The 24,401-nt window shown below is 37.1% G+C and carries 27 protein-coding genes; 7 read left to right on the top strand and 20 right to left on the bottom strand.

From position 1 onward, the window contains the following. Positions 1–102: 102 nt before the first annotated feature. The 11 genes from argF to CKK03_RS09365 form a co-directional block, all read right to left on the bottom strand. Entirely contained in the window at positions 103–1,062 is a 960-nt protein-coding gene (gene argF / locus CKK03_RS09315) for an ornithine carbamoyltransferase (protein ID WP_099362321.1), read from the bottom strand. Then, positions 1,059–4,184 (bottom strand): carbamoyl-phosphate synthase (glutamine-hydrolyzing) large subunit, encoded by a 3,126-nt coding sequence (gene carB / locus CKK03_RS09320; RefSeq protein ID WP_099362322.1) that lies wholly within the window; start codon positions 4,182–4,184, stop codon positions 1,059–1,061. The genes argF and carB overlap by 4 nt, the downstream gene beginning before the upstream one ends. Then, complete coding sequence (locus CKK03_RS09325; RefSeq protein ID WP_099362323.1) at positions 4,177–5,253, bottom strand: carbamoyl phosphate synthase small subunit; 1,077 nt, start codon at positions 5,251–5,253, stop codon at positions 4,177–4,179. The genes carB and CKK03_RS09325 overlap by 8 nt, the downstream gene beginning before the upstream one ends. 112 nt (positions 5,254–5,365) lie before the next feature. Then, the gene (gene argD / locus CKK03_RS09330; RefSeq protein ID WP_099362324.1) at positions 5,366–6,517 is read right to left on the bottom strand and encodes an acetylornithine transaminase; all 1,152 of its coding nucleotides are present in this window, start codon (positions 6,515–6,517) and stop codon (positions 5,366–5,368) included. Then, positions 6,517–7,293, bottom strand: coding sequence for an acetylglutamate kinase (gene argB, locus CKK03_RS09335; protein WP_099362325.1), 777 nt, complete (start codon positions 7,291–7,293; stop codon positions 6,517–6,519). The genes argD and argB overlap by 1 nt, the downstream gene beginning before the upstream one ends. A gap of 11 nt (positions 7,294–7,304) precedes the next feature. Beyond that, positions 7,305–8,534 (bottom strand): bifunctional ornithine acetyltransferase/N-acetylglutamate synthase, encoded by a 1,230-nt coding sequence (gene argJ, locus CKK03_RS09340; protein ID WP_099362326.1) that lies wholly within the window; start codon positions 8,532–8,534, stop codon positions 7,305–7,307. A gap of 38 nt (positions 8,535–8,572) precedes the next feature. After that, the gene (gene argC, locus CKK03_RS09345) at positions 8,573–9,613 is read right to left on the bottom strand and encodes an N-acetyl-gamma-glutamyl-phosphate reductase (protein ID WP_099362327.1); all 1,041 of its coding nucleotides are present in this window, start codon (positions 9,611–9,613) and stop codon (positions 8,573–8,575) included. Positions 9,614–9,759: 146 nt separating this feature from the next. After that, a complete protein-coding gene (gene moaD / locus CKK03_RS09350; protein WP_099362328.1) occupies positions 9,760–9,993 on the bottom strand; it encodes a molybdopterin converting factor subunit 1 in 234 nt (77 codons plus the stop codon). Next, the gene (locus CKK03_RS09355; protein WP_099362329.1) at positions 9,990–10,460 is read right to left on the bottom strand and encodes a molybdenum cofactor biosynthesis protein MoaE; all 471 of its coding nucleotides are present in this window, start codon (positions 10,458–10,460) and stop codon (positions 9,990–9,992) included. The genes moaD and CKK03_RS09355 overlap by 4 nt, the downstream gene beginning before the upstream one ends. Continuing rightward, positions 10,457–10,966, bottom strand: coding sequence for a molybdopterin-guanine dinucleotide biosynthesis protein B (mobB, locus tag CKK03_RS09360; RefSeq protein WP_099362330.1), 510 nt, complete (start codon positions 10,964–10,966; stop codon positions 10,457–10,459). Before mobB ends, CKK03_RS09355 begins: the two co-directional genes overlap by 4 nt. Next, the gene (locus tag CKK03_RS09365) at positions 10,951–12,219 is read right to left on the bottom strand and encodes a molybdopterin molybdotransferase MoeA (RefSeq protein ID WP_099362331.1); all 1,269 of its coding nucleotides are present in this window, start codon (positions 12,217–12,219) and stop codon (positions 10,951–10,953) included. The genes mobB and CKK03_RS09365 overlap by 16 nt, the downstream gene beginning before the upstream one ends. A gap of 196 nt (positions 12,220–12,415) precedes the next feature. Between CKK03_RS09365 and ric the strand changes: the two genes are divergently transcribed. Both ric and CKK03_RS09375 read left to right on the top strand, forming a co-directional pair. Continuing rightward, positions 12,416–13,123, top strand: coding sequence for an iron-sulfur cluster repair di-iron protein (ric, locus tag CKK03_RS09370; protein ID WP_099362332.1), 708 nt, complete (start codon positions 12,416–12,418; stop codon positions 13,121–13,123). A 372-nt stretch (positions 13,124–13,495) separates the two neighbouring features. After that, the gene (locus CKK03_RS09375; protein ID WP_142354015.1) at positions 13,496–14,494 is read left to right on the top strand and encodes a DUF2268 domain-containing putative Zn-dependent protease; all 999 of its coding nucleotides are present in this window, start codon (positions 13,496–13,498) and stop codon (positions 14,492–14,494) included. A 434-nt stretch (positions 14,495–14,928) separates the two neighbouring features. Here the strand turns inward: CKK03_RS09375 and CKK03_RS09380 are convergent, their stop codons facing one another. The 5 genes from CKK03_RS09380 to modB all read right to left on the bottom strand — a co-directional run bounded on the left by CKK03_RS09380 (position 14,929) and on the right by modB (position 18,995). Then, on the bottom strand, positions 14,929–15,570 hold the full coding sequence (locus CKK03_RS09380) for a hypothetical protein (RefSeq protein WP_099362334.1): 642 nt from the start codon (positions 15,568–15,570) through the stop codon (positions 14,929–14,931). Positions 15,571–15,580: 10 nt separating this feature from the next. After that, entirely contained in the window at positions 15,581–16,189 is a 609-nt protein-coding gene (locus CKK03_RS09385) for an SCO family protein (protein ID WP_099362335.1), read from the bottom strand. Next, the gene (locus CKK03_RS09390; protein WP_099362336.1) at positions 16,179–17,666 is read right to left on the bottom strand and encodes a cbb3-type cytochrome c oxidase subunit I; all 1,488 of its coding nucleotides are present in this window, start codon (positions 17,664–17,666) and stop codon (positions 16,179–16,181) included. Before CKK03_RS09390 ends, CKK03_RS09385 begins: the two co-directional genes overlap by 11 nt. 14 nt (positions 17,667–17,680) lie before the next feature. After that, the gene (locus CKK03_RS09395) at positions 17,681–18,205 is read right to left on the bottom strand and encodes a cupredoxin domain-containing protein (RefSeq protein ID WP_099362337.1); all 525 of its coding nucleotides are present in this window, start codon (positions 18,203–18,205) and stop codon (positions 17,681–17,683) included. A 136-nt stretch (positions 18,206–18,341) separates the two neighbouring features. Continuing rightward, the gene (gene modB, locus CKK03_RS09400; RefSeq protein ID WP_099362338.1) at positions 18,342–18,995 is read right to left on the bottom strand and encodes a molybdate ABC transporter permease subunit; all 654 of its coding nucleotides are present in this window, start codon (positions 18,993–18,995) and stop codon (positions 18,342–18,344) included. Positions 18,996–19,167: 172 nt separating this feature from the next. On the opposite strand from modB, the gene CKK03_RS09405 reads away from it, so the two are divergent. After that, complete coding sequence (locus tag CKK03_RS09405; protein ID WP_099362339.1) at positions 19,168–19,872, top strand: Crp/Fnr family transcriptional regulator; 705 nt, start codon at positions 19,168–19,170, stop codon at positions 19,870–19,872. Positions 19,873–19,914: 42 nt separating this feature from the next. Here the strand turns inward: CKK03_RS09405 and CKK03_RS09410 are convergent, their stop codons facing one another. The 4 genes from CKK03_RS09410 to CKK03_RS09425 form a co-directional block, all read right to left on the bottom strand. Then, positions 19,915–21,039 (bottom strand): TIGR04053 family radical SAM/SPASM domain-containing protein, encoded by a 1,125-nt coding sequence (locus CKK03_RS09410; RefSeq protein ID WP_099362340.1) that lies wholly within the window; start codon positions 21,037–21,039, stop codon positions 19,915–19,917. Positions 21,040–21,179: 140 nt separating this feature from the next. Further along, on the bottom strand, positions 21,180–21,473 hold the full coding sequence (locus tag CKK03_RS09415) for a DUF5316 domain-containing protein (protein WP_099362341.1): 294 nt from the start codon (positions 21,471–21,473) through the stop codon (positions 21,180–21,182). Positions 21,474–21,640: 167 nt separating this feature from the next. After that, the gene (locus CKK03_RS09420; RefSeq protein WP_180271209.1) at positions 21,641–22,246 is read right to left on the bottom strand and encodes a molybdenum cofactor guanylyltransferase; all 606 of its coding nucleotides are present in this window, start codon (positions 22,244–22,246) and stop codon (positions 21,641–21,643) included. 151 nt (positions 22,247–22,397) lie between these two features. Continuing rightward, positions 22,398–22,628, bottom strand: a complete 231-nt coding sequence (locus tag CKK03_RS09425; RefSeq protein ID WP_099354248.1) for a DUF2249 domain-containing protein — start codon at positions 22,626–22,628, stop codon at positions 22,398–22,400. Between the two features lie 207 nt (positions 22,629–22,835). Here CKK03_RS09425 and CKK03_RS23660 point away from each other — a divergent pair, with 207 nt between their 5' ends. The 4 genes from CKK03_RS23660 (at position 22,836) to CKK03_RS09440 (ending at position 24,387) form a co-directional block, all read left to right on the top strand. Further along, positions 22,836–22,973 (top strand): hypothetical protein, encoded by a 138-nt coding sequence (locus tag CKK03_RS23660; protein WP_180271210.1) that lies wholly within the window; start codon positions 22,836–22,838, stop codon positions 22,971–22,973. A 158-nt stretch (positions 22,974–23,131) separates the two neighbouring features. Beyond that, positions 23,132–23,821, top strand: a complete 690-nt coding sequence (locus CKK03_RS09430; RefSeq protein ID WP_099362343.1) for a Crp/Fnr family transcriptional regulator — start codon at positions 23,132–23,134, stop codon at positions 23,819–23,821. A gap of 120 nt (positions 23,822–23,941) precedes the next feature. Then, the gene (locus CKK03_RS09435) at positions 23,942–24,181 is read left to right on the top strand and encodes a DUF2249 domain-containing protein (protein WP_099362344.1); all 240 of its coding nucleotides are present in this window, start codon (positions 23,942–23,944) and stop codon (positions 24,179–24,181) included. Then, positions 24,181–24,387, top strand: a complete 207-nt coding sequence (locus CKK03_RS09440; RefSeq protein WP_099362345.1) for a DUF2249 domain-containing protein — start codon at positions 24,181–24,183, stop codon at positions 24,385–24,387. The genes CKK03_RS09435 and CKK03_RS09440 overlap by 1 nt, the downstream gene beginning before the upstream one ends. Positions 24,388–24,401 lie beyond the last annotated feature (14 nt).

Raw genomic sequence — 24,401 nt, forward strand, 5'->3', positions numbered from 1 at the left:
TCCTTTTTGAATAGTATTACAAGATTACTATTCCCACTACCCTTTAAAATCATGAAAAAAAGCCCCAGTTCCTAAAAAGGACTGAAGCTTCTTGAAATTTGCTTATTCCATAATTGCTTTTAATACTGCTTTTTGAACGTGGAGACGATTTCCCGCTTGTTCGAATACAACTGAATGTGGTCCATCAATCACTTCCGCCGTAACTTCTTCACCACGATGTGCTGGTAAACAGTGCATGAACATATAGTCTTCATTAGCAGCACTTACAAGCTCTGAATTAACTTGATATGGCATAAACGCCTGAAGTCTTTCTTGCTGTTCCTTTTCTTGCCCCATGCTTGCCCATACATCTGTGTAGACATAATCGGCACCTTCTAGGCCACCGACAGGATGATGGCTAACCTCAATAACAGCATTTGTTTCTTTTGCAATTTCTTTTGCTTTCTCTACGATAAAAGTCTTCGGAGCATATTTCGGCGGACAAACGACCGTACAGTCCAATCCAACCTTTGCCGAAGCAATCATTAGTGAATGTGCAACATTATTGCCATCCCCAACATAGACAAGTTTGCTTCCTTTGAAGATTTTCTTTTTTTCATAAATTGTGAGTAAATCAGCTAAAGCTTGGCATGGGTGATAGTCTTCTGTTAGACCATTGATGACTGGAATACTTGCAAATTTAGCGAGCTCCTCAATTTTTTCATGCTCAAATGTACGAATCATGATTGCATCTACATATTCAGACAAAACCATTGCTGTATCTGCAATTGATTCTCCTCTACCTAGCTGCATATCATTGCTATTTAGGTAGATTGCATTTCCCCCAAGCTGAAGCATGCCTGCCTCAAACGACACTCTTGTACGGGTTGAATGCTTTTCAAAGATCATCGCTAAGGTTTTTCCTTTTAAATACGATGTGTCTTCCCCATTCTTATGCTTTTGCTTTAATTCAATAGCTGTATCCAACAAACTGATAATTTCTTCACCCGTTAAATCAAGGAGAGTGAGTAAATCCTTTCCTTTTAGAACGTTTTTAGCATTATGTTTAATAGCTGTTGTCATTTGCTAATCACTTCTTTCTTTTTATTGAATGTACCTCTTCGTTCTTGAATCGACATAACTGAAAAATGCGATACACGGAACGCTTTTAAGAATGCATGTAATGTTTCAATTTCAGTGAATACATGAATTCGTTTTTGACTTGCCTCTACCTTATTCTTTTTCGCACTTTTCTCGCCTGTAAGACTTACAAATGCTAAAGCCTTTTCGCTCTTACACCATTCTGAAATGTCGTTAGCGATATACGTTTTTAATCCCATTTCCTCTGCTAATTGCTTCACTTCTTCAGGAATACAATCCGCATCGAAGACAATTTCATCGGCGCCTTTTTTCGCAATGATATAGCTGTGGAAAACTTTTGCTAGTGCTTCATCAATCGTTGCAGCAATGCTAATTCCTTCACCAGTAGATTTCATTTCAGGCCCTACTGTCGGATCTCCGAGTAATTTATATGTTGAGAAAACGGGGTATTTCACTGTATAGTACGGTAAATCAGGTAATAATCCGTTTTCTGATGTTACCTCTTGAAGTGATTTACCAAGTACCAGTTTTGACGCAAGTTGAGCCATTGGAATCCCTGTAATTTTGCTAATAACTGGCACCGTACGGCTTGCTCTTGGGTTCACTTCGAGTACATAAATTTGATTGTCACTGATTACGAATTGAATGTTCATAATGCCTTTAAACTCTAATTCACGTACTATCTTAGTCGCATAGGTTTCAACCGTTTTCTTGTTATCTTCGGTTAAAGAAACTGCAGGCATAATCGCATGACTGTCACCAGAGTGAACTCCGGCTTTTTCAATATGTTCAACAATAGTTGGAATTAAAATCTCTTCCCCATCAGATAGTAAATCGACTTCGATTTCTAATCCAGGTACATACGCATCAATCAGAAGTGGATACGTATCTTCTGTTGTGTCTTTTAAAAATGAAACCAGCTCGTCCTCATCATTTATTACAAGCATGCCCTTGCCGCCGATAACATACGAAGGACGGATTAGGACAGGATAACCTATTGCCTTTGCCTTCTCCACTAATTCCTCCGCATGATCGGCAATTTCACCAGGGATATGTGGAATATTCGTTTTTTCTAAGAGCTTATAAAAACGGTCACGGTCCTCAAGCTGATCAATGATATCGTGTGTGATGCCGACAATTGAAATACCTGCCGCTTCTAAACCTTGGGCAAGATTAATCGCCGTTTGACCACCAAATTGAACCATTACTTGATCCACTTTTTCTGCTTCGATTACATTTAAGACATGTTCAAGGGTTAAAGGTTCAAAAAATAATTTATCAGCAATCTCATAATCGGTACTTACAGTTTCAGGATTATTATTCATTAAAATGGTTTCGTAACCCTCGTCTTGTAGCGCAAATATCCCATGAACCGAGCTATAGTCAAACTCAATGCCTTGACCGATTCGAATAGGTCCAGAGCCAAGAATTAATACCTTTTGCTTATCAGAAACGTCTAGCTCATTTTCACCAAAATAACTTGAATAATAATAAGCAGTTTGTGCAGCAAATTCTCCTGCACAGGTATCCACACATTTGTAACTAGGAATAATGCTAAGTTCTTTTCGTTTTGCACGAACCATTGATTCTTCCTCTTTACAAAGGAACGAAATATGTTGATCGGAGTACCCTTTTTCCTTTACGATTTGCATAAATTCTGCACTAAAATCATTAAGTGCAGTTTGTTGAATTTTTTCTTCAATGTCTACCAAGACCTTGAATGTCTCTAGGAAAAAAAGATCTATTTTTGAAATCGAATGAAGCTCCCCGACAGTTGTTCCTCTTCTTAACAATTCAAGAACAGCAAAGAAACGATTTTCACTTCCGTTTTCAACAAACTGGAGAAGTTCCTCATTTGAATTATTTACAATTGCAGGTAAGCGAAGGCTTTTATTATCACCTTCTAACGAATGTACAGCTTTTTGAATGGCACTTTCAAGATTTCGATCTATGGCCATTACCTCTCCCGTTGCTTTCATTTGAGTTCCAAGCGTAGTAGGAACACCTGTAAACTTATCAAATGGAAAGCGTGGGAATTTTACAACCACATAATCTAACGCTGGTTCAAAGCTAGCGAAAGTTTTTCCTGTAACCGGGTTTACTAATTCATCTAATGTATATCCTACCGCAAGCTTTGCGGCCATTTTTGCAATTGGATAGCCAGTTGCTTTTGAAGCTAGTGCTGAGGAACGACTAACCCGTGGATTTACTTCAATTAGATAATAATTTTTACTAAATGGATCTAAAGCAAATTGAATATTACAACCACCAATAATTCCTAAAGCAGAAATAATTTTAATAGATGCAGATCGTAGCATTTGATATTCTTCATCTGTTAGTGTTTGTGATGGTGCCACAACGATTGAATCACCAGTATGGACTCCAACAGGATCGATATTTTCCATGTTACAGATGGTAATGCAGGTTCCCTTTTTGTCCCTCATTACCTCATATTCAATCTCTTTAAATCCAGCAATACTTTTTTCAATCAAACATTGAGTAATTGGGCTTTCGGATAAGCCATTTTTCGTTAGTTCTTCTAATTGTTGCAATTCATGCGCAATGCCTCCTCCTGTTCCCCCCAATGTGTAAGCTGGACGAACAATGACAGGAAATCCAACCTTTTCCGCAAAAGTTTTTGCTTCTTCAACTGTTGTTACAATTTCACTATCCGGTACTGGCTCATTTAGTTCATTCATTAAGCTTCGAAAGGCCTCACGGTCCTCGCCTTTTTTAATGGATTCAATATGAGTACCAAGGACTTTCACATTATACTTATCTAAAATACCTGCTTCACTCAAACTAAAAGCTAGGTTGAGACCTGTCTGACCACCAAGTGTTGCGAGTAAACCGTCTGGACGTTCCTTCGCAATGATTTTTTCAAGGCTTTCAACAGTTAATGGCTCAAAATATACAATGTCTGCATTGACTTCATCTGTCATAATGGTTGCTGGATTATTATTTACTAAGATGACTTTATAGCCTTCTTCACGTAGTGCTCTGCACCCCTGTGTCCCAGAATAATCAAATTCTGCTGCTTGCCCGATTACAATGGGCCCAGAGCCAATTACTAATATTGAGTGTATTGAATGATCCTTAGGCATATATCTCTTCTCTCCTAACAGTACAGTTGTTTGCTATAAATTCATCAAAAACCCAACTGCTTTCAGATGGTCCTGGGTGTGCTTCCGGATGAAATTGAACCGTTAAAATAGGAAGCGTTGAATGTGTTAATCCTTCTACTGACTTGTCATTGCAATTTATAAACCGAGCTTTCAATTCTGTTTGACTCAAACTGTCTTCATCAACTACATAACTGTGGTTTTGTGATGTAATATACACTTTTTCATTAAGTAAATCTGTCACCGGTTGATTTGCGCCTCTATGGCCAAATTTCAACTTCTTTGTATCTCCACCTAGGCTTAAGGCAACAAGCTGATGACCTAAGCAAATGGCTAGTGTTGGAAAATATTCGATCATCTGCTTAATTGTCGGAAGATGTTCCGCTAGAGCCTTTGGATCTCCAGGGCCATTTGACAAGACAATACCATTCGGTTGAAGTTGTTTGACTTTTTCAAAAGAGGTAGTATAAGGAACTACAGTTACCTTACATCCCTTTGACAAAAGAGATTGTAAGATTGATTTTTTATACCCGAAATCGATCAATACAATGTGGTTATCTCCTGAACCAAAAGTTTGCCACTCCTTACTTGATACATCACCTACAGGATTAGCATTAACAGACATGGCTGGTACATCAGACGAAGGAGAATCACTAATTACAGCCTGCATGGTTCCTTCAGTTCTGATTCTCTTTACAATTGCACGTGTATCGACATGGGATAGCAATGGTATATTCCATTTTTCAAGATACTGTTTTAAGGAATACTTTGCATTATAGTGAGAATAAGCATCCTTTGTTTCATATACAATGACTCCAGCCACGTGGGGTTCTTTACTTTCAAAATCGAATTCATTAATTCCGTAATTTCCGATTAGTGGATATGTGAAAACAATGATTTGATTTTTATAAGAAGGATCCGTTAACACTTCTTGATACCCAGTCATCCCCGTATAGAATACGATTTCTCCGTTCGTTACAGCCTTTTCAGAGGCTTGCGATAACGTTCCTTCAAAGCTTTCACCATTTTCTAAATGTAGATATCCCTTCATTGTTTCACCTCGTATTTTTATTTAGGAAGACGTATTTTTATACAATTATATTCAAAAAAAATTAGCTCCTATGGCTGGTAGTTAGATAGATTCCTAACTACCAGCATCGAGCCTAGGCAATATGCTCTGCCACAAGTGTTTCTTTAATCAACTTAACTGCTTCATCGATTTCTTCGTAAGTAATAGTTAATGGTGGTAATAAGCGGATGACATTCGGGCTAGCTGGAAGAGTTAAAAGCCCATTTTCTCGAAGTGACGTAATTGAAGCTGCCACTTCTTCTTTACAAGCAATCCCTACCATTAATCCACTACCACGAATCTCTGAAACTAATTCGTGATCTGCTAGTGCAGCAGTAAGCTCATCTTGTAAATAAGCCCCTTTTTTCTCAACTTCCGCTAAAAACTCATCGTCAAAAATAATCGATAGTGTAGCTTTAGCAGCAGCTAATGAAATCGGGTTTCCACCGAAAGTTGACCCATGTGAACCAGGTCCAAATGCTTCTTTGAGCTTTTCCTTACCAAGCATAGCACCAACGGGAAGGCCGCTTCCTAAACCTTTTGCTAACGTAATAATATCTGGTGTAAGGTTAAAATGCTGGTGTGCAAAGGCCTTTCCAGTACGACCAATCCCTGTTTGCACTTCATCTATAATAAATAGTGAACCATGTTTTGCACAAAGTGCTTCAATTTTTTTAAGGAACTCTTCTGTTCCAGGGACAACTCCACCTTCACCCTGCACAACTTCTACCATAACCGCAGCAACTTGATCATCCATTTCGCGCTCTAACGCGTCACAGTCATTGTATGGAAGATAGACAAATTCTTGCAATAAAGGTCCATATCCTGAATGAATTTTTTCTTGGCCCGTTGCTGCCATTGTTCCAAATGTTCTTCCGTGAAAGGATTGTTTAAATGTAATGACTTTTGATTTTTGTGTGTATTTACGAGCGAGTTTTAAAGCTGCTTCATTTGCTTCAGCTCCACTATTACAATAGAAAACGGCATCTAGATCTGAGTTTGATACTAGCTTTTCAGCCACTTCTTGTTGAATATCGGACTTAAACAAATTTGATACATGCCAATATTTCTGCAACTGCTCTTCTACTGCTTTCATAACCTTAGGGTGGCGATGTCCTAGATTACAAACCGCGATTCCGGAAACGAAATCCAAGTATTTTTTTCCTTTATTGTCTACAATGATTGCACCTTCTGCAGATTCAACGGTTAAATCCCATCTCGCATAGGTTGGAAATAGTGCATCCATTATACCACCTCTAGTTCTTTTACAATTTTTGTTCCTTTTAATGTTCCATCTACTGATAATAACGAGCTTTTACCATTAATAATCGTTATTTCATTAAGTCCTCCCTCATTTAATGCTGAGAGAGCTGCTTTTACTTTTGGAATCATCCCCCCGTAGATAGTCCCTTCATCGATGAGGGATAAAACAGAATCTGTTGAAAGCGAAGGTAAGACTTCACCATCTTTTTTGATTCCATCTACATCGGTTACGAATAATAAATGTTTTGCCTTAAGGGCGATTGCAACACTTGCTGCTGCAGTGTCGGCATTGATGTTGAATTTTGTAAAATCTTCACCAATTCCAATAGGAGAGATAACAGGAACATAATCTTGAGAGATCAGATATTCCAAGAATGAAACATTTACGTCTACAATTTCGCCAACATATCCCAATTGTTCAAGGTCCACTGGCTTCACTTTGATCAGTTCTGCATCACAGCCAGATAGCCCAACTGATGGGATGCCAGCCTTCCCTAGCTCGACTACTACCTTTTTATTCACCGTTCCAGATAATACCATTTCCACAACATTAAGTACTTCTTTTGTGGTTTTTCTTAACCCGTTTACAAATTCGCTCTTTAAGTTAAGCGAGGAGAGGGTCTGAGCTATTTCAGGCCCGCCACCATGGACAACAACTACTTTATAACCACTGTCTTTTAATTCTTTAATACTATTAAAAAATGAGTCCGACAACTCACTAAGTATACTACCTCCACATTTGATAACAATTGTCTCCATTTCTAGTCTCCTTATGTTCGGTAGCTTGCATTTATCTTGACATAATCATAGGTTAAATCACAGCCCCATGCCGTACCAGTACCATTTCCTAAATGGAGGTTGACGTGAATAACAATATCAGTACCATCAAGATATTCTTTAGCAAGCTCTTCTGAGAAAGCCACCGGCTGGCTTCCTTTTAGCATTTGGATTCTTCCAATTGAAATATCCACATTATCCGGATTTACTGTAGCTGCACTGTGACCGATTGCTCCAATAATTCTTCCCCAGTTCGCATCTGCTCCATAAATTGCTGTTTTAACAAGATTTGAACCGACGATTTTTTTCGCAATAATACGTGCATCTACATCCGATACAGCACCTGTTACATTCACTTCGACTAGTTTTGTAGCCCCTTCTCCATCCTTTGCAATTTGCTTTGCAAGGTCTTCAAAAGTGGATTGAAGTGCTGAAACGAATGAATCCCATTCAGGATGTTCTTGTGTAAGTTGGTCATTTTCCGCTAGGCCACTTGCCATTACCAATACCATATCATTTGTTGAAGTCTCTCCATCAACTGTAATTTGATTAAAGGTCACATCTGTCACTGTTTTCATCGCAGCTTGTAGGGAGTTTGAATCAATATTAGCATCAGTTGTTACAAAGCCTAGCATAGTTGCCATGTTTGGATGAATCATTCCAGAGCCTTTTGCAGCTCCACCAATTGTAATTGTTTTTCCATCAATTGTTGTTTGATAACATGCTTTTTTCATTACTAAATCAGTTGTTAAGATTGCTGTTTGGAAGCTTTGAGCTGCTTCTACTGTATCAGTAGGATTAAGTTGTTTAATGCCCGCTTTTATTTTGTCCATCGGTAATAGTTCACCGATGACACCTGTTGAAGCAACAGCAACCAAATGATCGTCAATACCAAACTGAGCTGCTGATTCAGCTCTCATTTCGTATGCATCTAATAATCCTTGTTCACCTGTACATGCATTTGCACATGCACTATTGATCACGACAGCCTGTAATTTGTTCTCAACAGCAATACTCTCTTTCGTAACCTTTAAAGGAGGGGCTTGAAAATGACTTTGCGTATATACAGCGGCACAGGTAGCCGGAACATCACAAACAATCGCTCCTAGGTCTTTCTTTTTATAACGTAATCCGGCATGGACTCCTGCTGTTTTAAAACCTTTGGGGGTTACAACAGTTCCCTCTTCCAATTTTATTATTTGAATCTCCTTCATATCTATCATGCAAAGTCACTCCTTATCTATCAATCATCTTAACTTATTTATGGGAATAGAGGGACATAGTGTAATCCCGTATTTTCTTCTAAACCTAACATAATATTTGCATTTTGGATGGCCTGACCAGCAGCCCCTTTAACTAAATTATCGATGACTGACACAACGGTAATTCGGTTTGTTCGCTCATCCAATGCAAGGCCAATATCACAATAATTCGTTCCATAAACCTCTTTTGTGGCAGGAAATGTGCCTTTTTCTCGAATTCTCACAAATGGAGCATCTTGATAACTTTCCTTATATAGTTCATAAAGTTGGTCCATTGTAAGTGTATCGTCTGCACGATTTATATACATCGTAGACATAATTCCCCTTGTCATTGGAACCAAATGTGTACTAAACGTAACGTATGGGATTGAATCATCCCAATCTTGAATCACCTGTTCAATTTCCGGAATATGTTGATGTTGATTTACCTTATAAATTGAAAAGTTTTCATTAGTTTCAGAGAAATGCGTAGTTCTTGAAGGGCTCTTTCCAGCTCCGGATATTCCTGATTTAGCATCGATCACAATTGATTTTTCATCTATTAGTTTATGTTTTACTAACGGAGCTAAACCAAGGACTGTTGCAGTAGGATAGCACCCAGGATTGGAAATAAAACTACTACTCTTAATTTCTTCCTTATTCCATTCAGGAAGACCATATGTAGCTTTGTCTAGGTCTGCTTGTAATGCGCTTGGCTTTTTATACCATTGTTCATATACACTAGGATTTTTTAGACGATAATCCCCTGATAGATCAATAATCTTCACATTTTCTTTCAATAGTTCAGGTACGATTGTGGTTGATACCCCTGATGGTGTAGATAGAAAAACAACATCAACTTCATTTGCAATCTTAGGAATATCAATTTCTTCTAAAGAATGATTTACAAGATTAGTAACATGGGGGTAGACCTCTGAAAGCTTCATCCCTGTTTGAGACGAAGTGTGAACAGAATGAACGTCTATAGTTGGGTGGTTTGTCAATAATCTTAACAATTCAATTCCGCCATAACCAGTAACCCCTATAATTGCCGCTTTCAATATATCCACCTCATTGTTTTTATTAACTAATTAAATTTTGAAATATGTTTCATTATAAGTCCGTATAAAAATAAAATCAATTGTATTTTTATAAATAATTCAGTTTTTTTATACAAAAAAACCACCAGAAGTCGATGGTTTTAAAATTACCCTCCACTTACTGGTGGAATCAACGCAACTGTATCTCCTGCTTTTACAACGTCCTCATCTACTGCATACTCTTCGTTAATTGCAAACATAATTTGGTCAAGGTTTATTATACCATGTTCGTTCGAAAGCTTTTCTTTCAAATCTGTTACAGTTAGCTCATCCTCATATAAAGTTAATCTATCTGTTCCCGCCATTTCCTGTAAATGGGCAAAGAATAAAACAGTTATCATTTTAGATCCTCCTCTTCAGGTTGACCTGTCGGGTATTGTTTTGTCTCTAATTGATCGCCAATCCACATTTCTCCATTTTCCCAATGTTCCTTTTTCCAAATCGGAACAATTTGTTTTATCCGTTCGATTGCATATTCGTTTGCTGCATAGGCATCCTTACGATGTGGTGTGGAGACTGCGATTACAACAGCAGCTTCCGATATATCTAATCGACCTATTCGATGAATAATGGCCGTTTTGGCTTCTGGCCATCTTTCAGATATTTCCTCACCAATTTGAGCAAGCTTCTTTTCTGCCATTGGAACATATGCATCATATTCTAAATATAAGGTCCGTTTCCCCTTTGTGAATTCACGGACTGTGCCGATAAAAGTAGTAACAGCACCAGCCTCACGTCTAATAACCTTATTCGTAACCTCTTCAACATTTATTGGTTCTTTCGTAATTTTAAATAAAGCATTATTCATTGATTTACCTCACTAAATACCCATTCTAAATAAATTTCTTCCTCTTTTATATGAAAAAGAGGAAAATTAGATTCAATTGGAATCCAAGAAATGACTGCAACAATGTTTGTTAATGAAGTTAGCAATTCCTTGTCCGCCTCATTCCTAATCAGAACGATTTTGGGATAATCAGCTAATTTAAAACCTTCAATTATTATCATATCATTTTCAAAAAAAGCATACAGCTGAATGAGTTTTTCTAAAGTCCATCCGGAAGTCTTTGCTTCTAACTGAAGACTTCCACCACCTTCAACAATGGTTGCAGATGCACCAGCTTTAAAGTGCCTGGAAGAATCTTTTTCTTTATTAAGTCCCTTCAGATTGCTTGTATGTCCATGATGTTTAATTGTTGCAATACGAACCCCAAGTTCTGTGCCTCTTTTTACAATTTTTTCAACTAGCGTTGTTTTCCCGCTGTTTTGATATCCGACAATTTGTAGAAGCGGAAACCTTATTTCCAAGGCCACATACTTCCTTCCTGATCTTCCAGTAATAACACCTCAACTTCGTCGCCGTTTCCAAATCCGCGTGTTCCACCAGGTAAGACCATTAATGCATTCGCTCCGGCAAGCGAGGATACTACATTCGATTTATCAAGGCCACTTGGCGTCACCAAAATTTTTCCATCAGAAAAACTGATTCTACTCCGTACAAACCTTGTAAATGGGTTTGGTTTTGGAAAGTCAGCACTGAGTTCAGCTTTCATTTTTAATAGATGTGGTTGATTCGAATATAATCTTGTTCGCACAACTGGTCTAACTAACAATTCGAAACCTACATAACAGGCGGAAGGATTGCCAGATAAGCCAAACAATAGCTTGCCTTTTAGCTGAGCAACCGTTGTGACACTACCAGGTCTCATTGCAATTTTATTGAATAATACTTCCGCACCTAATTTTTCATAAATTGCCGGTAGATAATCATAATCCCCAACGGATACCCCACCCGTTGTTATGAGAATATCAACTTCATTCAATGCGTTTTTGATTGCCTCAAAACAAAGGTCAAAATCATCCGAGAGTTTACCGAAATATTTGGGCACTGCACCTACTCTTTCAATTTGTGCACTGACCATATAAGAATTGCTGTTACGAATTTTCCCAGGTACTAATTCTTCATGAACATCAAGCAACTCGGTTCCTGTAGCGTAAATGCCGATGACAGGCTTCTTAGCCACTTCTACTTGGTGATAGCCAAAGGTTGCTAAAAGTGCTTTTACTCCAGGGTTAATGAATATTCCTTTTTCAACTAGGACAGAATCTTTTTTTGTATCTTCACCCTGAAATGAAACATTATCTCCGGACTTAAAAGGTCTTTTAATCGACATATATTTTTTGCCATTACGTTCGTATTCATTTGTCAACTCAAGCATCACAACCGCATCGCATTCAGCCGGCATTTGCGCCCCTGTCATGATTCGAACTGCCTGAAAAGCGCCTACCTTCTTTACAGCAACTGACCCTGCTCCAATTTCTTCTATTACTTCAAATTCAATTGGGTGGTCCTGTCCGGCATCTGTTGTATCCGATGCCCTTACCGCAAAGCCATCATATGGGGAACGATCAAAATGAGGGACATCGTGATCAGCAATTAAATTCTCTGCTAAAAATCGTCCATAACTGGCCTCTATCGGTACTAATTCTTTTGTACCTGTACCCGCAAATTCCATTACACGAGATACCGCTTCTGAAACCGGTATCGGTGTTCGTCTTTCAACCATGTTATCCACTCGCTTTTTTTATCTACTTTTTTCCTATTGTAGTATATTTAAACAAAAACCACTACTTTCTTGCAGTGATTCACGTCACTCCATCCTAGTTTTTGATGATTTTTAAGCATATGTGTGATTCGCATCACCTCATTTAACTGTGTTACAAGCTATGCTGTAAGTAGCTTACTAAATAGGAGGTAGAATCATGGAAGAAACTTTTACTGAACAACATATTATCGGAGAAATTGTAACTGAGTTTCCGAAGGCTGGAGACCTTTTCAAAAAACTTCGAATTGATTTTTGCTGTGGCGGTAACCGACCACTTATAGATGCAATTGAGGAAAGAAATCTTTCAAAGGATGAAGTTTTAACTAAATTAAATGATCTTTACCAGGACATGAAAGAATTAAATGAAAAAACGGTGGATTGGAAGGCTGCGAGCTATTCCGAATTAATTGATCATATCGTTAATAAACACCATCGTTATTTGAATGAAGAACTTCCACAGCTTAGTCCATATGTAACAAAGGTATTACGTGTTCACGGTGGAAATCATCCACACCTAGCAAGGGTACATTCACTTTTTAACCAATTGAAGGTTGAATTAGAACAACATACGATCAAAGAAGAAGCAAATTCTTTTCCTCTAATCGTAAAATTCGAAAAAGAACCAACTACTGAAAATCATGAATTAGTGAAAAAGCATGTAATAGAACTAGAAGATGATCATGATGAGGCCGGAAAACTTATTAAAGAAATTCGTGACATCACAAATGACTTCCAACCACCAATCGGTGCATGTGGAACCTATCGTCTTGTCTACCAACGTCTTGAGGCACTTGAAGCAGATTTATTCCAGCATATTCATTTAGAAAATAATATACTCTTTCCAAGAGCTGCTGCTGGCAACTAAATAAAAAAATTGAGCTAATTTCATAACCCGTTCGGTTGACAGGGAGAAAAATAGTATTTGTAATTAATTTTGTATATCAAAAGTCCTGACTTTTGCGTATCATTTTGCAGTCCAAAATGTAAAGGGCATTTGAAACAATAAAAAGGCATTGCAACTCGCAATGCCTTTTTTTGTTAGAGTTATTTAATTATTCTTCGACTAAAGCACACGTTACTACACAAACTTTAACATGTTTTCCTAAATTGCATTTCAAATGGGTTAAAGTAACAGGCATGCAATTAATGGCGATAGAATTATATCAACCCACTTGTACAATAATTAGAATAAAAGGAAAATTTAGAGTATACTAAAAATAGTTTTTAAAATTGGTTGGTGATTAATATTAAAAGACTAATTCTTTTTTTCATATTTTCCGTTATTGCTGTATTACTTATCGGTTGTACTAATAAAACAATTGAAGTTGAATCACCTAAAGATTTAAATATTAAGAACCCTCCCATTGTGAAGAATGGCAATCAGGAATTTAGAATTATACCCTTTTATAGTCAAATATTAGATTACATAGAAAGCGTTTCAGAAATTGAACAACACGAGAAGATGGAAGAACATTACTATCAAAAAGTTGTCGAACCATTTCAATTAGATACTTTAGGTAAAGGAGAGGGGCATTGGATAAAGGACCATTTTGCTTTTGCAACTCCTAAAGACATTAAAACTTTGGAGGAATTTGTATATTCTCTAATTGATAATCAAGATGAAATAAATAAAACAATAGAACAAGCCTTGATTAAATCATCTAATACCCTTCCAGGCGTGAATAAGAGAGTGTATTTATTTCCTCCTAATCCGGATAACATGGATGGTATCAATTTAATGGGTGGCGTATCTGGGGTAGGAGTTAGTAAGGATGTATTCATAATACGGATTGATCCATCTTCATTTAAAGAGGATTTGTTGGAGTATATTGTTGCACATGAATATAATCATACTATTTATATGGAGGGAGGAAATGTAAACTGGAAAAACACTTTATTAGATTCAATTATTCTCGAAGGAAAAGCTGACACTTTTGCCAAAAGTCTTTACCCCGATATTAATATACCGTGGATAGAACCACTTTCAGCCCAAACAGAAAAAGAAGTATGGAAAAATTTGGAATACGATTTATGGTCAATCGACTCATTAATAAATGACGATTATTTTGGAAATCCAAACAAAGGAATCCCCCATTGGACCAACTACAAGATTGGATACCAAATAGTGAATTCCTTTTTAGAAAAGAATCCCACCACCCCGGTCAGAGACTGGACACTATTATCTGCGGAGGAGATTTTATCAAATAGTAAATATGGAGATAGGATTTCAGAATAAAAGTTTATTCAGGTTCTTGAAAAGGAAGAGATATTCTGCCTTTGCTTTTTTGTTTGCATTTTCTTTCTACTTTATTATAAAGCCGTGTTTTTCGTCTTCAACTAACCCATCGATAGTTTCTAACCCTCTAAGAGATACCAGTCCACCGCTTCAGCGTTTTTATTTAGTGGTTCGATGAATTTCAACGATTTCACATCCTATATTCAATTACATTTATTAACATGCCAAATTGCACCATAAAATGCACACCTATTTGCAAGGCCACATAAATTTATGCGATACTACAAATTGCTATGCAAAATAGCTTGCAAATTGAACCATAAATAATCAATAAAGGTTGTTATTTCAATAAAAAATGAGGTACAAATTGCTATGCAAATTTATGTTTTCTCCCTCTGAACGGAACGGGTTACTGATTTCATATCAGCTCTTTTTTATGGCATCCGTTCATCCAGCTCTTTTGTACTTATATTCAGGTTTATATATTTCTGTTTTTCTTTGATTAGATTCTTACTGATTTCAGGCTTCCCTAAAAAAACTCGCCCAATAAATAAAATACAGATCGCTAATCCTAATACAAACATCGCTTTTCCAAGCTGTTGTTGGGCTGTCACTAAGTAATTATTACAAAGACGGGCTGGTGATACTGAATAAAGCCAGCTCATCACAAAAATCATAGAAATCAGATTAGCCCAAATAAAAGCTTTACTAATAGGACCAAGCCGTTGCCAGCTATAAAACAATAGTACACCTGTAAGGAGTGATAGACTCATATATTTCGCAATCTCCATGATTGGCTCATTCAGTGCGGCATCCACTGACCTAGGCAGTACCCAAAACCCTACAACACATATTGTAATTAATATACCCGCGATTCCATTTTCATTGTAATACACGAAGAAGCCTCGCCATTTTTTCGGAAACCCCTTTGCCAGAATATAACCACTTCCTACTAATAGTGGGTATTGAATAAGCATCGTCCCAACCATGCTCTCTTCTAACATTGACCTTATATACGGAAGTGAAACGAATAGAAGTAAAAGTAGCCCTATCATTACATATCGAAAACGGTACATATTTTCACCTCTAAAATAGGATAGAATCCATGTATTCCACAACAACTTGTGGTGTTTGGTAATCAAAGATATTAGTTAATTTTCCTTCTGGATTAATCACATAAAATGCAGAATTATGCTCATAGCCCCCGTATTCATTCGGGATAACAACTACTTCAAGAGCGTCAAGGACATTCTGTAACTCCTTCTCATCTTGAATGGTAGCCATTTTCCAATGCTCCCCATCCGCACCAAAATGATTAGAATACGATTTTAATACCGTTGGAGAATCATTCTCAGGGTCAAAGCTTATACTTACAAGTACAACTTCTTTCCCTAGAACATCATTAGGAATATTTTCATAGATTTCTGCAAAATTTCTTTCTAAAACCGGACATACGTCCCCACACGATGTATACATAAAGGTTAAAAGCGTATATTTCCCCTCTAACTCTTGTAATTGAAAGTTTTTCGAATTTGAATCAATTAATGTAGCAGAAGGGAGCTTTGGTTGCTCCCTTTCTAATTGGATTATTCTTGCTTTCTCAGCAGTAAAAGCCCGTAATCCATCTGTACCTATCCATAGCAATGAAAGACCCGCTACAAGTGCAAATAGAATACCAACACTTTTACGCAACATGACGATCTGATCCTATTTTTTCTTGAAACTTATAATCAATTGATCTTGAGAAATTCCAAAAACGTATTATAAATATCAAAACAGCAAGGACTATAAAGATACCGAAGATAGCTCCCATACGGTCATATGGAATCCACTCTGGAAAGTGCTCAGCCCATCTTCTTGGAGCTCCGACTTTTCCGGAGAATAGAAACGATCCACATAGTCCAATGAAAAACATGATGTATACCCAAAAGCTGATTCCATCGATTGCTGTTTCCTTCTCTTTTCTATTCACTTTTGCTAAGTAATACATAAATCCAAATAACATTGCAGTTGCACCTAATCCCATATACATATGGAAATGCCCAGGTACCCATTTTGTGTTATGCATGACATGGTTTACAACAATTGTTGCATCAATAATTGCTGGTACGACACCGATTACCCAACCAAACATGGATAAAAACATGAATGATGAGGCAATGTCCCATTTAATTCCTGAACGATAGACAATCATTAGCGCACCATATGCTGTGATAACTAATACTGGTAATCCGTTTGCATATGAGAGCACTTGACCTAAAATGATCATCCACTTGGGTAATGCAAAGTCCATTAACAAATGGTGAGTATAGATTGTAATCGTAAATAAGGTTGAACAGTTCCATGCAATTAAGAATGGGCGGTTTGCCTTCCATGGACGATTTGTATAAACTGCTAATATCTCATAAACCGCAATAACTCCCATGTAAATAATGGAGTTTGCGAAGATATGACCAAATGCATATGTTAGATTTTTTGCAAGCATTGGATCAATTGCGATAGTTGGAATATATAGATTAATAAGGTTCATAACAAGTGCTGTTGCACCTGCAATTAAGGCAGTGGTGTTTACAATTGAAACCATTGTACTAGCCACGACAGCCGCAGGAGGACCATAGCCTTTTTCCTTACCGAAGACGATAGACCAACCTAATCCTCCACCTAAGCTTCCATATTGTTTAATAATCGCTCTAGCAACATCCAAATTTAATAATAGGAATCCTACACCGAGTATGAGCATACCACCTAAATATAGTGTTGCTCCCGTCATCGCCCATCCACCAGCGGAGATAGCTGGTAGCGGATATAAGAACGTCCAGGCGCCTGCAAAGTCAAATACAAATATTCCTACCAATACCATTACAACACCGATAATGAAGGTAATAAAATTTGTGATTAGAATTGCTTTGCTTAATTTTACATATTTGCTTAAGAAGTACCACATGACTGCAGCTGCGGCCAATGCAGCAGCCCCTATCATTCCCGTTCCATGGACAGTCATAATTTCATAAAAGAATGCAGGGTCCACATCAATCATTTTTCCTTGTGCAAGAAGCATTAAGACTCCAAATACCATCATTGATAAAATGATGAGGCTACCTGTTAGTAGATAAATAGCGATTGTTTTGTTTCGGGAGTTATTTGTCCCCCCCATTACCATATTAGTAGACATTGTTAACTCCCTCCTTAATTTGTTACGACAATTTCACCAACCATGAGATGGTGAGCAAGCCCACAGTATTCCATACATAAAATTTGATATGTCCCAGGCTCCGAGAATGTGTAGTAAACCGTGTTTGTATAATCTGGCATTGCCTGAGTTTGTGCTAATAAATTCATGTCTTTGTCATAGATACCAAAGCCATGGTTAACATCTGAGCTTGTGATATCAAATTCAATTGGCTCCCCCACTTTGAATTCAGTTTGGCTCATGTTCCATCCAAATTGAACAGCTTCAACATCGACAATGACCGGATTTTCTTCTTGTCCATATACCGGTCTTTCAAATGGAAGATCTTGTAGTGTTAAATACGTTAAAGTTCCAAATATAACGAGTAGAACTAAGAAATAAATCGTTCTAAAACGGTACCATTTTTTCTGAATTGGTTCATACTCTCTTCTTTTATTGGTTTTTAATACGACGGTAATAAAAATAACGGTAATTAAAGCCATTAAAATAATGGAAAGATACCAAGCTGCTGTTTGGTACAAAGAAACCCCCTCCTAATTTCTCTTTTCAGCAAGATTGTCACATATTGCTCGACCATAAATCTGTTAAGTTTGTCACAAAATGGGACTGAAACAAAAAAAGACACATTCTTGTCAAGAATGCATCTTTTTATGACGACTATTTAATTAAATAGGTTGACGCCAGCATCAGGAATGAGATGAAGACTGTTGTTAATACCCATAGCCAAGCCAATTCCATATTTCCGCTATCAATAGCAACATAGATTGCTGTTGGCAGTGTTTGTGTTTTTCCAGGTATATTACCAGCAAACATCAAGGTTGCACCAAATTCCCCAAGTGCTCGAGTAAAACTTAAGATAAAACCCGTTACAATTGCTTTAATCGATAAAGGAATAGAAATGTACAGAAATATATTAAATTCATTTGCTCCATCCGTTCTAGCCGCATCCTCAATTTCCTTATTTACTGTAAGAAAGCCTGTCTTAACAGATTGGTACATTAGCGGAAATGCAACAACAGTAGAAGCAATAACAGCAGCCCACCATGTAAACATAATCGGTTGTCCTGTTAATTTCTCAAGAAACGTTCCTACAAAACTATTTCGTCCAAAAATCACAATTAACAAAAAACCAACAACCGATGGGGGCAGAACCAGTGGCAGCATTAACAATGTTTCCAGAAAGAGCTTGCCTTTAAATTGCTTATGTGCCATCCATTTACCTATGATTAGGCCAAGGAGTAAGACAATACAACCTGCCGTTATGGCGATGGTGATCGATAGTTTAATAGGTGACCAAAAAGTAAGTTCCATTATACAAACCTCAATTGTTAAAAATTGTTCAAAATGTCAGGAATCCTTATTTTCCAAGGTATTATGCTTCAAAAATGAAGTAAGTGTGATTTATTATACACCTACCATATGCCTAACATTATATGATTTTCTTAGAAACAAGTATAGCATTCCTATATGGAAGGTGGTACCTATGAGTCAATTAGCATTACATCAATCAACCATTTCAGATGAATTAACCGAGTTTCTTAAATCAGCTAATCAAGTCATTAATATGAAAAAAGGAACCTATTTATTTCGCGAAGGAATGAAAGCTTCCGAGCTCTATCTGATTCTATCAGGGCGTGTAAAGGTAAGTAAAGGGACATCGGATGGCAATGAATTATCGCTTCGAATCTGTAGTCAAAACGAAATCGTCGGAGAGTTGACATTATTTACAGATCAACCTAAATATTTATTTGATTGCAGGATTTTGGAGGATTGTGAAATTGCTGTCATTCAAAAGGATGAATTAGAAAAAAAACTTTTTGAAAATACAACTCTTGCATTTGAATTTATGAAGTGGATGAGTGATCATTTTCGAAAAACACAAACAAAGTTTAGAGACCTTGTTTTATTAGGTAAAAAAGGAGCATTATATTCCACCTTAATTCGGATGACCAACAGCTATGGAGTTGAAAAGGAAAACGGCACTTTAATAGACCTACGTCTGACAAATCAAGAACTAGCTAATTTTTGTGCAACCACAAGAGAAAGTGTAAACCGGATGCTGCATGATTTACGAGTGAAAGATATCATTTCTGTTCAAAAGGGCTATATCACTATTCACGATTTAGGATATATCAAAAAAGCAATACAGTGCGAGGAATGTCCAGCTAAATATTGTAGTATTGAATAACCAAAAGAAAAGACCCATGGGCTCCCATGGGTCTTTGATCTTTTATTGTACTGTTTTTTCTTTCCTACGAAGCGCTTCCGGAATATATACACAGAATGGTTCGCTCTCCATGTAGTCGCCTGTCATGGCATATGCACGAGAACGTGATCCACCACATACATGTCTAAATTCACATACTCCACATTTTCCTTTATATTTGTCAGGATTACGCAAATCTTTGAAGATTGGGGATTCACGATAAATTTCAGCAAGTGGGGTCTCACGAACATTACCTGCTTTTACAGGTAATAATCCACTTGGATACACATCTCCAGAATGAGAAATAAAGACAAATCCATTCCCATCGTTTACACCTTGTGGCGCTCTTCCAAGTCCATCAATCTGCCCCGTTTTCCCTTGCATAAGAGCATCCTCATAGCGGATTTGTTGTTCCGCATCCTTTGTTTCACGCATTTTTGATTGAATAACTACACGGCGATAGTGTTGCGCAGCAGTCGTTTTTATATCAAATTTTACTCGTTTACTTAGGTCATACAACCAACGGAATACTTTTTCATGTTCAACTGGGGAGATCATATCCGTTTCCTTTCCACGACCAGTAGGTACAAGGAAAAAGACGCTCCATAATACACAATCGAGGTCCTCAACTAATTTTGCCATTTCATCTAATGCATGGACATTATATCTTGATATGACCGTGTTGATCTGAATAGGAATTTCTAGTTCATGTAAATATTTAATGGCTCTCATTGTTAAATCGAATGAGCCATTTGTTCCGCGGAAATGGTCATGAATTTCAGCAGTTGGACCATCTAAGCTAAATGCCCAACGAGCTAATCCTACTTCTTTCGCCTTTTGAATGGCTTCTTTTGTAACATTGGGTGTTGCACTTGGTGTCATGGAGACGCGCACACCTTTTTTAATTGCATATTCGGCAATATCATAGACGTCAGGTCGCATTAATGGGTCCCCACCTGTGAACACAAGCATTGGATTATTCATCTCATATATTTGGTCGATTAGCTTTTTCCCCTCTTCAAAGGAAAGCTCTCTAGGGTCTCTTTTATACTGAGCTTCAGCACGGCAATGTAAACATTTTAATTGGCAAGCCCTTGTAAGCTCCCAAATCACAATAAATGGATCTTGGTTATAGTCTCTTTCAAACATGAGGCAGACCTCCTTTATTAATGTACACATTTTAGCACTATAGAATAGTGAGCAATGTGAGGTACATCACAGAAAACGGAGGTGTTTAAAATTGTTCACAAATATGGAACTATAATGAGGTAATCACTTGATTGAAGAAATTAAATGTAATTGAGGGTTAACACTACAGCTACAAGTAGGTTTGGAGCCCCCAAGAGGAAAAACAAATAGGAATATCGAAATCTTTTTTTGCGGTCTTTTTTGCTTTCGGTGTAATAGTTCGCTCTTGCCCGATCGCCACTTATAAAGGTATCAGATACAATTCCTGCAAGCAAAAAGCATATTATACCCAGGGTCCCAGAAATAACTGAATATGTTTCAAATTGACGAGTAGACAAACCAATTATTAGTAGAAGTCCAGAGGTTACTGTACCTAAAATTAAGCCTACTCTCAAACATAAACCCTCCTTCCAGATAACTCTATATTCCTATTTTATCACATTTTTCTGAAAATTATGAGTGATAGGCTTGAATTATAAAAGCAAAAACCTTTCGTTATTTGAGGAAAAAAGACGTTGCCACGTCCAATGGAAACGTCTTTTTGACACATATCATGTGGTCCTCAAATTGGCTTCTGCTTTATTTTTTCATATTCAGTTTTGTTATTGATATTCTCAAATTCCATACCTTGAAGCTGAAGGTCTTGATCGGTTATAAATTTAACGTTGCAAGTGTCTAATAACTGGCTCATTTTTAATTTATTTTCTTTAAGTAATTGTTCTATTTTATTTGCAACCCTAGCATGATACACGGCAATTAATGGTTGTTGTCTGTCATTGATAATAGGTACGATTGCATCGATACGTTGATCCTTGGTAAAAGAAATAAGCTGCTTAACTAGTTTGTCTGTAACAAAAGGCGTATCACAAGGTAAAATTACATACCACTCTGAGGAAGTTTTTTGCATGACTGTGAAAATACCAGCAAGTGGTCCATTTCCCCGAAATTCAGGTAAATCCTGAATAATAGAAACCGTGGCTTCGTTTCGAAATTGCTCTGCTATTACAGGATGGCTCACAATATAAAGTTGGTCCACGTTATCTTTTAATGCATCAATTGCATATTCGTAAAAATATTTATTTTGAAATTGGGCAAATGCCTTAGGGCTTCCAAATCTCCTTGATTCCCCACCAGCCAAAAGAACACCTAAGATTGTCGGTATTTTCATCATTAAACACCCTTTTGCTTTTTTCTTCATAGTAGCATGATTGGAACACCCTACCAAACGAAAAATCAAAGTGAACGATAAAAAAAGCGTAGGCAAAGTCTTTAAAGACGATGCCTACACTATGTGAGAGATCGGAATCTGTGATTGATTATTACTTTTTACCGATAGCAACGCGCCATACTTCTGGGCCTTGTTCAAGGTATTCCCAAGTGAATGCATCACCGCGCTCCATCATAAACTGATATTGGAGTGGTCTTGGATCATGGTCATTTGATAGTTCCATGATTTCACCTGGTTGTAAACTATCAAATGTTCTAAATATTGTTGGGTGCTTATCCTTCGGTGCATAATCTGGTGCGTTTACTTTCGCTGCAAATACCATATTAATATTCCTCCCTTTTGATTTATGGGTCCATTGTACCCGAGTCTTTTTAGATCATGTAGTGAAGCTAATCACTAAGTACGTATGTTTTTTATCATATGTGCCGAAAACTATGCGATAATTAGATTGAACATGAATATCCCACGTAAACATCTTGTCATTCTTCATGATTGTGGAGTTTAAAAGAAATAACGGGGTGAAGAATATATGAAGGAATTTGTAGGAAAATGTAAGGAATGTGAAAAAGAAATTTATTGTTTAGATGGTTTTATAAATGGTGTTGTATTAGATGATAAAAATGGGATACTTTGCTTTGATTGTGCTGAAGAAAAGCAAGCTAACTAAGCTAGGAGTTTTGCTCCTAGCTTTTTTGTGTCCATTTTTCGAACATTGATTGTCATTCTCACCGACTATGATTTAAATCACTGTCTTAAAAAGTGGAATTGTTACACTAAATGTTGAGTAACCGCATCTATAGTTTATTTGAACAAGGAGTGAGACAGATGGGACTACCATCGATTCGTGAACAATTGAAAGGAGTACCCTTGTTTCGGGAACTAACATCAGAAGAACTCGACCCAATTGTAGAAATTTCACAGTCACGATTATATAGACAAAAGATGTTTATCTTTATGCAAGACGATCCACTTGATCGTGTATTTTTCATCCAATCCGGAAAAGTAAAAATTTATAAGTCTGATATGCACGGGAAGGAACAAATTGTTTCCGTTCTAGAAGCAGGTGAAATGTTTCCTCATGCTGGTTTTTTTCGAAAAGGCGGATATCCCGCACATGCCGAATTAATCGAGGATTCAAATATCATCTTCACCCCCATTGATAAGTTTGAAGAGATATTGCTAAAGAATCCTGAGCTTTGCATTAAAATTTTCAAAGTGCTTGGTGAAAAAATCATAGACCTTCAAAAACGTCTAGAAGAACAAATTTTATTAAGCACCCAAGAACAAATCATTATGCTTTTACTTCGTCTTTGTAGGAGTAATGGTGAAAAGACTGGAAATCGCTTTAAACTTACAACTCATTTTACAAATCGAGAACTCGCTAATATGATCGGAACAACACGTGAATCGGTAAGTCGAACGATCTCTGTATTGAAGAAGAAACATATTGTTGACCTGACTACTGATGGTTATTACTTATTAGATCATATGAAATTGCATGATGAAATTTTCTGAGCTAATTCCAGCCTGATGGACAATCCTAAATAAAATTTGCGTTTGTGATTCATGTCACAACGTTTCTCATTGAAAATGATTATCATTAGGTTATAAACGTTAGATAAGGGGGACTCTCAAATGGAATCAAAAATAGTAGAAGTAGATGTTAGGGAAGATCTTAAAAATAAAATTGAGCCTTTTCAAAAGATTATGGAAGCCGTTAAACCTTTACAGGATGGGGATACCTTCATATTACACGCACCTTTTAAACCAACTCCTTTATTTCCTATTTTAAAGGCAAAAGGATTTTCAAACGAGGTAGAGCAAATTGATAAAAAACATTGGAAGGTTACCTTTACTAAACGAGGTGACAAATAATGCAATTAGATAATCGAGGTCTTGAGCCTCCTACACCAATGATGAGAACATTAAAGGCTCTCGAGAAACTAAACAAAGGTGAAACATTGACGATTATTAATGATCGTAGACCCATGTTTTTATATGAACAGCTTGAAGAACTTGGCTACAAGCACATAACAGAACCACATCCTGAAGGCGGCTTTCAAATCGAGATTACAAAATAAGGAGCTGCTTGATA

The organism is Fredinandcohnia onubensis, from assembly GCF_002734215.1.
In the GTDB taxonomy this organism is placed as follows: domain Bacteria; phylum Bacillota; class Bacilli; order Bacillales; family Bacillaceae_L; genus Ferdinandcohnia; species Ferdinandcohnia onubensis.